Raw genomic sequence first — 11,622 nt, forward strand, 5'->3', positions numbered from 1 at the left:
CTGCGCCGCTGCGGTTCGCGTCGCCGTCGCCGCCTCGCGGTCGCTCGTGTGATCCCTGTCGTGCTCGCTGTCGCTATCGCCGTCTCGGACGCCCATCTCGCTCGCCCTCTCCCTCGCCGCGCGCCGTCCTAGTCGAGTCGTGGGCCGGCGGCGAGGGGGGCCTCGAGCGCGCGCGCCGATCCAGCGCGCGCCGCCGCGCCGCCGCGCAGCCGCTCCGCGAGGTGCGTGCGGCGCTCCTCGCGGCGGGTCTCCGCCAGCGCCAGCGACACGGCCCGCGGATCCGCGACGAGCACCACGAGCCGCTTGCCGCGCGTCACCGCCGTGTAGATGAGGTTGCGCGACAGCATCACGAAATGCTGGGTGAGGATCGGCACGATCACCGCCGGATACTCGCTCCCCTGGCTCTTGTGGATGCTCGTCGCGTAGGCGAGCGTCAGCTCGTCGATCTCCGCTTCCTCGTAGCTGACCTCGCGATCGTCGAAGCGCACCTGGAGCTTCCGCTCCTCGGTGTTCACGTCCGTGATGAAGCCGACGTCGCCGTTGTACACCTCACGGTCGTAGTCGTTGCGGAGCTGCATCACCTTGTCGCCGAGCCGCAACGTCCTCGCGCCGCGCGTGACGCTCGGGCCCTCGGGGTTCAGCGCCGCCTGCAGCCGTGCGTTCAGCGTGATCGCCCCCGCCTCGCCCTTGTGCATCGGCGTCAGGACCTGGACGTCGCGCCGTGGATCCAGCCCGAACCCCTTGCCGATGCGCTCCGTCACGAGGTGGAGGATCAGATCCGCCGCCGCCTCGGCCTCGATCCGCTCGATCACGTAGAACTCGCCGCCGGGCCCGCGCGCGCCCTCCGGCGGCTCGCCGTCGTGGATCCGGTGCGCGTTCCGGACGATGAGGCTGCCCTCGGCCTGGCGGAAGATCTGCGTGAGCCGCGCCGTGGGCACCTCGCCGGAGGCGATCACGTCCCGCAGCACCGCGCCCGGCCCCACCGACGGGAGCTGATCGACGTCGCCCACCAGCACGAGGCGCGCGGCGTCGGACGTCGCCTGCAGGAGCGCGTCGGCGAGCGCCAGGTCGAGCATCGACGCCTCGTCGACCACGATGGCCCCCGCCTCGATCGGCCGGCCCCGCTGGCGGCCGAACTTGCGCTGCTTGGGATCGAACTCCAGCAGGCGGTGGAGCGTGACGGCCTCGCGCCCCGTCGCCTCGCTCATCCGCTTCGCGGCGCGGCCCGTGGGCGCGGCGAGCCGCACCGGGAGCCGGGCGCGGTCGAAGAGCGCCAGGATGGCCCGGACGATGGTCGTCTTGCCCACGCCCGGGCCGCCCGTGATGACCAGCACCTTGTTCCGCGCCGCCTGCGCCACGGCGTCCCGCTGGGCAGGCGCCAGCGAGACCTGCGTCTTCGCCTCGAACGCGGCGATCGCCGCGTCGACGCCCTCCACGAGGCGCGCCTCGGGCGCCGCGCCGTCCTCGTCGTCGCCCAGCAAGGAGCGCATCCGGCGCGCGAGCCGCACCTCGGCCTCGTGGAGGTCCTTCGGGTAGACGGCGACCTCGCCGGTCTCGAGCGTCTCGACCCGCACATGGCCGCTCGCCACGAGCGCGTCGATCGCGCTGTCGACCTCGGCCGCGTCGCGCTCGAGCATCGCCGCGGCGAGCTCCGCGAGCTCCGGCCGCGCCGCCAGCGTGTGGCCGCGCGTCGACAGATCGACCAGCGTCTGCAGCACGCCCGCCTGCGCCCGCTCCGGCGAGTCGGCCCGGACGCCGATCGAGCGCGCGATCCGGTCGGCGGTCTTGAAGCCGATGCCCCACACGTCGAGCGCGAGCCGGTACGGGGAGCGGGAGACGATGTCGATCGCGTGGGGGCCGAATCGCTTGTAGATGCGGCTCGCCAGCGCCGGGGAGGCGCCGTGCGCCTGGAGGAAGATCATGATGGCCCCGATCGCCCGCTGCGCCGCCCACGCCTTCGCGACGGCCTGCGCCCGCCGCTGGCCGAGCCCGGGGACCTCGGCGAGCCGCTCGGGCGACCGGTCGAGGATCTCCAGCGTCTCGGTACCGAACGCCTCCACGATCCGCTTCGCGTACGCCGGGCCGATGCCCTGCACCATGCCGGACCCGAGGTAGCGCTCGAGCCCATCGAGCGTTGCGGGGGCGATCGGCAGCAGGGTCTCGACCTTGAGCTGCTCGCCGTGCTTCGGATCGCGCTCGTAGCGCCCCGTCGCGCGCACGCGCGTGCCCGGCCCGACCTGCGGGAACACGCCGACCCAGACCTCCGGCGGGGCGCCGGGGGTGACCTCCACCCGCAGCACCCGGAAGCCGCTCGACTCGCTCTCGTACGTGACGCGGACGACCTCTCCCTCGACCGTCGCCGCCCCGTTGCCCGCCGCCTCCCGGGCCGAGAAGAGCTTCTGCTGGCCCCCGCCGCCCGGCTGCCGCTCGCCGGTCCCGCCCGTGCGGCCGTCGTGGTGCGGCGCGTTGTCCGGCGCCGGCGCCGGCGCGGCTGCCCCCCGGGCCGCCTGATCGGGGCGGCCGCTCCGCTGGGACGGTTGCACGAGGGCAGCATGTAGCCGCCGGCGCGGCGGCGGCAACGTCCTCGTGCGCCGCTGCAAAACATCGCGCAACGCCGCATGGCGCCCCGTCACCTGGGCTCACGCTGAACGCGCGTCGCGTGGAGCGCGCCGCGCGCGCGGCCGCGGTTGGCGTCGCTCCCTCGTGTCAGTATAGTGGCCCGCGATGGGGCGCAGCAGCTTGGTTTCCGTCCTCTGCGCCCTCCTCCTCGCGGGCTGCGCCGGGAGGGCGCCGGAGGCGGCGCGGTCCAAGGATGGCCTGCTGCGCGTGGCTTCCGGGGTGTCCTCGGAGCAGGGCGGCGCCTCGCCCGCGCCCGGGATGGTGGCGGAGGAGGCCGCGCTCGCGGACGCCCACGATGTCGACGACGACGACGGTGAGGTCGACGACGGCCTGGAGCTGCCGGCGGAGCCGGGCACCGGGGCGCGGGCGCACTCGCCGCTCTCGGCGATGACCGAGGCCGAGATCGAGGAGCTTTTCTCGAAGGACCCCGCGGCGCTCGGGCCGATGTCGCTGGGCGCGACCAACGCGGGCGCGCTGTTCAACGGCGTCCGGATGCCCGAGAGCGATCGGTGGGAGCTCGTCGATCCGGCCCACGCCTGGGGGACGCGCGAGACGATCGACGCGCTCGACCGGGCGATCGCCGAGGTGCACCGGCAGTTCCCGGGGAGCCCGAAGCTCTACATCGGGCACATCAGCGCCCGGGAGGGCGGCCGCCTCTCGCCGCACAAGAGCCACCAGGCCGGGCGCGACGTCGACATCAGCTATTTCCTCGACGCCCGGCACCGCTGGTACCAGCGGGCCACGGCGGCGAACCTCGATCGGGATCGCACCTGGGCCTTCGTCCGGGCGCTCATCATCGAGACCGACGTGGAGCTCATCCTCATCGACAGCAGCGTGCAGCGGCTGCTCAAGGAGCACGCGCTGAAGATCGGGGAGGACAAGGACTGGCTCGACGAGGTCTTCCAGCTCGGGTCGAGGAAGCCGCGCCCGCTCATCCGCCACGCTCGCGGCCACGCGAACCACATCCACGTCCGGTTCTACAACCCGATCGCGCAGGAGTCGGCCGCGCGCGCGTATCCGCTGCTCGTGAAGCGCGGGGCGATCAAGCCCACGTCGCAGTACGTGCGCCACACCGCGAAGAAGGGGCAGACCCTGGGCTCGCTGGCCCGGCAGTACGGCACCACCGTGGAGGCGATCAAGCGGGCCAACGGCCTTCGATCCACGGCGATCCAGGCGAAGCGCGTCTACAACATCCCGCGGCCGTCCAGCGGCCCCGCCGCGCCCCCGAAGCAGGTCGTCGTGCCGCCGCGGCGGCTGCCCCCGTCGAAGGCGGCCGACGCGCCTCCGCCGCCGGCGCGCCACGGCGAGCCCGGGCCCGCGCTGGACGGCTGAGGGGCGGGAGGCGCGCCCTGTGGCTCGCCCGCGGCCCCGGGGAGCCGCGGGGGGCCGTGGGCGCGGCCTCAGTGCTTCACGTCGACGACGAGCCGCGCCGGCTTGGTCAGCTCGAGGACGCGGTACCGGTTCGGCGACGAGACCCCGAGCACCCAGGTCACCTCGGCCTCGAAGTCGCACGTCCGCTCGATCTCGCGCGCCACGCCGAGCGCGAGCTTCCGCTCGCGGAACGGGACCGTGGCGTTCCCCGCGTCGTTGTGCGCCGCCGCGGGGGTCATCCGCACCGCGAGCCATCCGTCGCCCGCGATCTCCGTCGCCTCGCCCGAGCCGCACTGGCGCACCGGCTTGTCGATGTAATCGATGTGGTAGCCCGGCACCGCGTCCCCCTCGAACTCGAACACGACGCGGTCGTAGTGCTCGTGCCGGGCCGCCCGCACGTCGCGCAGGACCGCGACCTTCGCGCCGGCGCGCGGCTTGTCGGTGGCGCCCGCGGTGCCCTCGAACGCGTCGGTGCTCGTGGGATCGGCCTCCTTTGGGGGCCGCGGCGTGGGAGGCTCGTCGTCGACTGCCGGCTCGGCGGAGGCGCGCGTGTCGATCGGCGTGACGTTTGGCATGGGCTGGGCAGGCTCGCTGCCGGCGCCGTTGCGGCAGCCCGCGGCGAGCGACACGGTGGCGGCTGCGAGCAGCAGGGCGGCGGTCCTCATGAGGTCCCTTCCATGGTGCCGCGGCCTCCGCGCGTCCACCGAGACGCCGACGCGCACCGCGACGCGGCGGCGCTCGCGCGGGCAGGGCGAGAAGCGCCGTCCCGGCATGTTTCCCTCCCATTTCCCTGGTTTTTGGGCGCCCTTGGCGCGTCATGGCGGTCCGCTTCCCCCTCCGGCTTCCCGCAGCAGCGCTAGCTCCGCCGAGGCGGTCTCGTCCTCCGGCCGCACGACGAGCGCGGCCGGCCTGTAGCCGGGCATGGTCAGCTGGAGCCGGTGCTCGTCCCTGCTCCCGGCGCCCTGAAGCACGAGCCGGCACGGCGTCGCCAGACAGACCTCCGTCCCGCGGTCGGAGACGCGGGCGCCGGGCGGGGCGCTCTCGATCCTCACGATCCTGAACTCGGCCGCCGCGCCCGGCTCCGTGCCCGCCGATGCCTCGACGGGCACGGCGACGGGCATGGGGGCGGCCTGGACGGCGGCAGGGGGGCTCGTGGCGTCCGGCCCGCGCCAGCCGAGCGCCAGCACCAGGCCCCCGCCGACGATCGCCGCCACGAGCGCGACCAGGTAGAGGGATACGGTCGCGTGACGGGGCGGGGCGACGGAGCCGCTGAAGGTCGCGGGAGCCTGCGGCGGAGAGAGCGAGTCGAGCTGCGCCGAGCGAAGCGACACGAGCGGCTCGCTGGGAGAGGGCGAGAAGGCCGAGATGCGGAGCTCCGAGATCGACGACGCGGAGGGCAGCGCGCCCCGGGGTTGCGCCGGGGACACGCGGTCCGGGACCGAGGCCCGCGAGACGTGCGAGACGTGCGAGACGTGCGAGACGTGCGAGACGTGCGAGACGTGCGAGACGTGCGAGACGTGCGAGACGTGCGAGACGTCGAACGGCTCGCCCGCCGCGCTCTTCAGCGCGGTGAGGCACTCCCTCATCGACTGGAAGCGCCTGTCAGGGCTCTTCTCGAGACACCGCATCACGATGGCCGTCATCGCCGGCGACACGAGCGGGCCCTGAGCGTGATCGGCGAGCGGCGGCGGCGGCTCGCTGACGTGCGCCATGAGCGTCGCCGAGGCCACCTTCCTGTCGAACGGCGCCCTGCCGCAGAGCATCTCGTAGAGCAGGACGCCGAGCGCATAGATGTCCGCGCGCGGCGAGAGATCGTGGCCCATCGCCTGCTCCGGAGCGGTGTACTTGGGAGAGCCGATGAACAGGCCCCTCTGCGTCAGCTCGTCCAGCTGTCGCCCCGAGACGTCCTTGACCAGGCCGAAGTCGAGCACCTTGACGAAGTCCTTCTCGTCCTCCCGGTCGACGAGGAGCACATTGCCCGGCTTGAGATCCCGGTGCACGAGGCCGAGGCCGTGCGCCTCGGCGAGCGCGCGGCAGATCTGCCGCGCGATCCGGCCCGCGCGCGCCTCCGGGAGCGCGCCCTCGTCGTGGAGCACGCGGTGGAGCGTGCGCCCGGCGATATACTCCATGGCGATAAAGTAGATCCCGCGCGGATCGTCCCGGCCGTAATCGAAGACCGTGACGGAGTTCGGGTGGGTGAGCCTCGCCGCGGTCGCGGCCTCGCGCGAAAAGCGTCGAAAGAACTCCGGATCTTGCTCGCGGCGCTCATCGGGGACGAGCAGCTTGAGGGCGCAAACCCGGCCCAGCGCGAACTGCTCTGCCCTGTAGACCCTGCCCATCCCCCCTCGCGCGATGAGCGAGATGATCCGGTATCGATCGGCGATCGCAGCGCCGATGAGGGGGTCTTGACCGTTGCTCCTGGCCGCACCCATGGTCTTTACTATATGCGCGATGACGGGCGCACCGCCACCGCGACTCGTGTGTTCTGGCCGACTGCGCGGCTCCGGATCAACGATGCGGCCTGGATCGCACGGCGGTGGAGCGCGAGCGAAGCGGCGAGTTGCCGGCACGTTTTCCTGACGGCCTCGTCCCATGGGTCCGCCGCGTTACCCGGCGAGCGCCGAACCATTGCGATCCGGTTTCGCGCGGCCCGCGCCCGCGCGCTGTCCAGGGCGGGGCGCCTCTCCTCCGGCGCGCCCGTCACAGCGCGGCGACATCGATGTCGACCTCGCGCGGCTCCTCGGTGGCGCCGCTGCGCGTGGCCTCGGCGCCCAGGATCGCGCCCACGGTGAGGGTCAGGGTCACCTCTCCTCTCGTGAGGGGCGTGGCGACGTACTTCCAGCGCAGCCGCACGCTGCCGCCTCTCTCCCCCTCTGCCGAGAGCGCCTCCACGGCGCGCCGCTCGATCTCCGGCGCCGTGAGCGCGGTGCGGAGCCGGTGGCCCGTCGAGGCGATGGCGGGCCAGCGGATGAGGGCGCGGTTGAAGGTCCCATCGAGCGTGTGGGTCACGACCGCGCGGTGCCCCTGGACCCGGACGCCGTTCACGGCCCGGAACACGAACGTCTTGTAACGATGGACCTCCGGGGCGGAAGCCGCCGTTCCGTCCTGATCCTCTCGCAGCGTCCTCCGCTGCACCACGGCCCCGATCTCGTCGTTCGGTATGCCCCAGCTGTTCAGGCGCGCCAGCGCGTTCCGCCGGAGGAGCGCCTCGTCGGGCGAGATCCGCGGCCCGTTCGGCGTCTTTCGAAGGACGAGCACATGGCCGTTCGACGGGTCCTTCTCGTAGGTCCAGTCCGCCGACTCGTGCTCCGTCCGGCGCCCCAGCTCGCCGAGCGGCGTGAACTGCTGATCGGCCCCGATGAGCGAGCGCTGGATGAGCGCGTCATCGAATGAACGCAGCGTCAGCCGGCCGCCGGGAGCCTCGCGGCGGGCGCCGTGGCGAGCTCCCGCGCGTCGAACGTGAACCCCTCGAGCGCCTGCGGGGCCGCGGCGATCTCGCCGTCGTCGCCGCCCCCTTCGGTCGCTACCTCCGGCGCCCCGCAGGCGATGAGGGTCGTCGAGAGCGCGGCCCAGAAACCGATCGTTCGCGTCGTCATCGCCATGTCTCCTGTCGTTCGAATCCTTCGGGCAACACGCGGCGTTCGTCGTTCATCCGCCGGGCAGCACGCGCCCGTTCGAGGGGTCGCAGCCGGCGATGTAGTAGGTAGATGGTCGAGCCGGTCTTCGGTCCGGTGTTCTTCCGGTCGCGCCACCCGCCATACTCGTACATGAGCTCCCGCGACGCGAACGACGAGCCGAACACGATGGAGACGGGGCAGTCGTCGTCGTTGCTGAACTGGCTGTCGTCGTAGGCCTCGTCGATCCAGTTCTCTCCCACCCCGTTGGAGATGGAGCTGATCGCGTAGTCGCCCACGTAGTCCTTCACGTGATTGCCGCACGACGAGTCGCCGTGGAACGCGTTCCACATCGTCATGGTGCTGTCCGAGGTCGTGATCTGCTGCTCCCATAGCGAGACCATGCGGAGGAGGTTGAACGTGCTCGCGAAGGCGGCGGCGGTGCTCGTGTGCACCGCGTGCGACAGGCTGGTGTCGTCCTCGCACTCCCCCGTGTGTCCGAAGTTCGCGACCCCGTAGACGTGCGTCTCGTGCTGCGCGCGCGCCGACGACGGCATCGCAAGGAGGCACCCGAGCACCGGAACCCCTGCGAGGACATGGAACGATCGCCTGTTGCTCATGCGCTCGACTCCTTCGTTGTCTCGATCGGTGGAGGTTCGCCGCGACCCGCCGCCCGGCGCGCTCCACGGGCGCGCCGCCGGTGGACCTCGGGCGTGGACCGGCGCCGGGCAGCGCCGACGGGCGCGGGCGTCAGCGCGCCGCGCTCCGTTCAGCGCGATCGCGCGTCGTTGACGTCGACAACGGCGTCGACCTCGACGACGTCGCCAACGCACCCAGCGTCATTCGCAGCTTCCGTGCCATCGCCTGGCGTCCTTCAACGGGGGCGTCGCGCCACCCGGGACTTCAGCGATCTCCTGGGATGCGCGGGGATCGTGCCCGCGCGTGCGCCGTCGGCCGCCCTGCGGTTCCGCTCGAGGTGGCGGCGCGATCCCGCGGGGTGATGGCGCGGGCCACCACCAAACCACCTCGAGGCGCCGGGCGGCGGTCCAGAAACTGGAACCCCCGGACGCGCGGATGCTCCGCTGAAAATCGCGGCGCGGCTCCGGAACCTGGGGCGGGCGGCGCTGTCGATCCCTGGCGTGGACGCGGTGCTCCGCGGCGCACGCAGAGAGCGGTGAAGCTCGCCGCGCGTGCGCCGGGGCGCGCCGAGAGAGGCGGGCCCTCGAGGGCTCGCTCCATTCAGACCGCTCGCCGCGCGGACATGCGCGCGAGCGCGAGCAGGGAAAGGGCTGTTCTCCGATGGACACGTTCAAGATGGCTCCGGGCATCGCACCCTCGAATCCGTTCCTCAGCAACCTGCCCTTCAGCCCGTATCCGGCCATCGAGGCCGACGTGCCCGCGGACGCGCCGGAGGGCTCCTATACATACGCGCTCGTCAAGAGCGCGCCGGACGTCCCCGCCGACGAGTGCGAGACCGACGCGCTGTCGCTCGAGGTGATCATCCGGTGGGGGAACACCCCGCTTCATGTGGCGCACCTGACGCCGCCGCGCGCCTTTCATGTCGGCGAGGCGGAGGGCCCCGGGGGCGTGTGCGACTTCTTCCTGCCTGCGGAGCGCCTCGGCGCGGCGCGGGCGCCGCTCGTGCTCGTCGGCGAGGGCGGGGAGGTGAGCGCCGTCATCCCGCCGGGCGCGTCGGGATCCATCGAGTTCGGCAGCTGCAGGATGACGATCGCGCAGGCGATCGCCACCGGCCGCGCGGCGCCGTGCGCGGAGCTCGACGGGGCGCGGCGGATCGCGCTGCCGCCCGGCGCTCGCGCGAGGCTCGAGCTCGGTGATTTCGGGTTCGAGGTGGCGGTGGGCAGGGCGGGCCGCCGCGTCGCGGGCAAGGCCGGCATGGACCGCCGCAACCTGCCGTTCACCGCGCTCTCGACGCTGCTCCACGTCGGCCTGCTCGGGGCCATGGCCGCGTTCATGCCCCCGCTCGCCATGGCCGACGACGGCGGCGTGAGCGCGGAGCAGGCCTACCTCATGGCGCAGGCGATCGGGGCGATCGCCGAGAAGGAGCTGCCCGAGGCGAAGGACGTCACCGACGCGAGCGGCCAGACCGAGCGCGAGGGCGGCTCCGGCGCGGCCGCGATGGGCGAGTCGGGCAAGGCCGGGAGCGAGACGAGCCGGAAGACGGGCGGGCGCTTCGAGATCCAGGGGCCGAAGGACAACCGCGACGTGCGGATCTCGCGGGCCCAGGCGCTCGACGACGCGGCGCGCTTCGGCATGATCGGCGTGCTCCAGGCGGGGTCCGGCGGCGATCCCAACGCGCTCTCGGCGCCCTGGGGCGGCGCCGACACGCTCGGCAACGGCGAAAGGAGCGTGATCGCCCACATGTGGGGTGAGACGATCGACGAGTCGGGCGGCGTGGGCGGGCTCGGGCTGACGGGCGTCGGCGAGGGCGGCGACGGGCGCTTCACGGGCATCGGGATCGGGTCCATCGGCACCATCAATCACGGGAGCGGCGTCGGCGACGGGCAGGGCTTCGGCCCTGGCGGCGGCGCGTCGCGCTTCGCCAACGGCCCTGGCCACAGGGTGAGCGCGCCGCGCATGCGGGTCGGCTCGCCATCGGTGTCGGGCCGTATCCCGCCGGAGGTCATCCAGCGCATCGTGCGCCAGAACTTCGGCCGCTTCCGGCTCTGCTACGAGAACGGGCTGCGCAACAGCCCGAACCTCACCGGGCGCGTGTCGGTCGGCTTCGTGATCGGCCGCGACGGGGCGGTGTCGAGCGTCCACAACGGCGGCTCCGATCTGCCGGACGCCGGCGTGGTCTCCTGCGTGGTGCGCTCGTTCTACGGGCTGTCGTTCCCGCCGCCGGACGCAGGCATCGTGACCGTGACCTATCCCCTCCTCTTCAGCCCCTCTGGCGGCTGATCCGGCGCTTCAGCCAGGTCCCTATCTCTGCCGCGGCCAGGCGGGCGACGACGTGAACCGCCATGACGCCAAGGGCGCCAAGAAACCAGGGGAGCAGGAGAGGCAAATGGGCCTGCCCAGGGCTGCGCCCGCGCCCCGCTGCTACCCTCGCCGCCGATGGCCGCCACGACGATCCCCCCGCTCTCGCGCCGGCGCGCGCTGCTCGGCCTCGCCGCGCTCGCCGCGCCCTCGTGCCGGCGAGGCACCTCACCGCCGGCGCCGGACGAGGCGGCCCCCTCGGCCTGGAAGGATCTCCGGTTCGAGCCCGCCCCCGAGGGCGAAGGCCCGCAGCGCGCGCTGCTCCTCGCGCCCGAGGCCGCGCCGGCGCCGCCGCTCCTCGTCGCGCTGCACGGGCGCGGCGAGGCGGTGCGAGGCCTCGAGGTCGGCGCGCGCGGGTGGCGCGACGACTACGGCCTCGACGCGGCCCTCCGGCGGCTCCGCTCGCCGCCGCTCGCGCCGGACGATCTCGGGCAGATGGTGACGCCCGAGCGGCTCGCGCAGCTCAACGCCTCGCTGAAGGAGCACCCCTACCGCGGGCTGTGCATCACCACGCCGTTCACGCCCGACCTCCGCGACCGCTCCGTCGAGGGGGCCGCGGGCTTCGGCCGCTTCCTCGTCGAGCGCCTCCTGCCGCGGGCGCGCGCCGAGGGCGGCTGCCAGGCGGCGCGCGAGGCCACCGGCATCGACGGCGTGAGCCTCGGCGGCCGCCTCGCGCTGCTCGTCGGCCTGTCGTTCCCCGACGTCTTCGGCGCGGTCGGCGCCCTGCAGCCCGCGGTGCGGGCGGGCGAGGCGGAGATGTTCTCCGCGCTCGCGCGCCGGGCCATGGAGCGCCGCGCGGTCGCGCTCCGGCTCGTGTCGAGCGAGGCCGACCCCTTCTTGCCCGCCATCCAGGCGCTCAGCGATCGGCTGCGGCAAGACGGCGTGACCCACACCCTGCTCGTCGTTCCCGGCCCGCACGACTACGCCTGGAATCGGGGGCCGGGCGGCGTTGAAATGGTGCTCTGGCACGAGCGGATCCAGCGCGGTTTGCCGCCGCCGTGATCGCGGCGGCCCGGCCGTC

The 11,622-nt window shown here is 73.4% G+C and carries 9 protein-coding genes; 3 read left to right on the forward strand and 6 right to left on the reverse strand.

Annotated elements, in window-relative coordinates:
* Positions 1-128 precede the first annotated feature (128 nt).
* The gene (recD2, locus tag ACSRUE_RS08930) at positions 129-2,543 is read right to left on the reverse strand and encodes an SF1B family DNA helicase RecD2 (protein ID WP_441290616.1); all 2,415 of its coding nucleotides are present in this window, start codon (positions 2,541-2,543) and stop codon (positions 129-131) included.
* Between the two features lie 283 nt (positions 2,544-2,826).
* Between recD2 and ACSRUE_RS08935 the strand changes: the two genes are divergently transcribed.
* Positions 2,827-3,951 carry a LysM peptidoglycan-binding domain-containing protein gene (locus ACSRUE_RS08935; protein WP_441290617.1) on the forward strand — a complete coding sequence of 375 codons (1,125 nt, stop codon included), beginning with the start codon at positions 2,827-2,829 and terminating at the stop codon, positions 3,949-3,951.
* Between the two features lie 68 nt (positions 3,952-4,019).
* Here the strand turns inward: ACSRUE_RS08935 and ACSRUE_RS08940 are convergent, their stop codons facing one another.
* From ACSRUE_RS08940 to ACSRUE_RS08960, 5 genes are all read right to left on the reverse strand, one after another.
* Positions 4,020-4,763 carry an AMIN-like domain-containing (lipo)protein gene (locus ACSRUE_RS08940; protein ID WP_441290618.1) on the reverse strand — a complete coding sequence of 248 codons (744 nt, stop codon included), beginning with the start codon at positions 4,761-4,763 and terminating at the stop codon, positions 4,020-4,022.
* A 42-nt stretch (positions 4,764-4,805) separates the two neighbouring features.
* Positions 4,806-6,422 (reverse strand): serine/threonine-protein kinase, encoded by a 1,617-nt coding sequence (locus ACSRUE_RS08945; protein ID WP_441290619.1) that lies wholly within the window; start codon positions 6,420-6,422, stop codon positions 4,806-4,808.
* A 268-nt stretch (positions 6,423-6,690) separates the two neighbouring features.
* The gene (locus ACSRUE_RS08950; RefSeq protein ID WP_441290620.1) at positions 6,691-7,248 is read right to left on the reverse strand and encodes a hypothetical protein; all 558 of its coding nucleotides are present in this window, start codon (positions 7,246-7,248) and stop codon (positions 6,691-6,693) included.
* Between the two features lie 143 nt (positions 7,249-7,391).
* The gene (locus ACSRUE_RS08955) at positions 7,392-7,586 is read right to left on the reverse strand and encodes a hypothetical protein (RefSeq protein ID WP_441290621.1); all 195 of its coding nucleotides are present in this window, start codon (positions 7,584-7,586) and stop codon (positions 7,392-7,394) included.
* The gene (locus ACSRUE_RS08960) at positions 7,583-8,224 is read right to left on the reverse strand and encodes a hypothetical protein (protein WP_441290622.1); all 642 of its coding nucleotides are present in this window, start codon (positions 8,222-8,224) and stop codon (positions 7,583-7,585) included. Before ACSRUE_RS08960 ends, ACSRUE_RS08955 begins: the two co-directional genes overlap by 4 nt.
* A gap of 679 nt (positions 8,225-8,903) precedes the next feature.
* On the opposite strand from ACSRUE_RS08960, the gene ACSRUE_RS08965 reads away from it, so the two are divergent.
* Together ACSRUE_RS08965 and ACSRUE_RS08970 are read left to right on the forward strand one after the other, a co-directional pair.
* On the forward strand, positions 8,904-10,523 hold the full coding sequence (locus tag ACSRUE_RS08965) for an AgmX/PglI C-terminal domain-containing protein (protein ID WP_441290623.1): 1,620 nt from the start codon (positions 8,904-8,906) through the stop codon (positions 10,521-10,523).
* A 156-nt stretch (positions 10,524-10,679) separates the two neighbouring features.
* Positions 10,680-11,603 carry an alpha/beta hydrolase gene (locus ACSRUE_RS08970; RefSeq protein ID WP_441290624.1) on the forward strand — a complete coding sequence of 308 codons (924 nt, stop codon included), beginning with the start codon at positions 10,680-10,682 and terminating at the stop codon, positions 11,601-11,603.
* Positions 11,604-11,622: the final 19 nt, after the last annotated feature.

The organism is Sorangium sp. KYC3313, from assembly GCF_052075895.1.
GTDB lineage: Bacteria > Myxococcota_A > Polyangia > Polyangiales > Polyangiaceae > Sorangium > Sorangium cellulosum_B.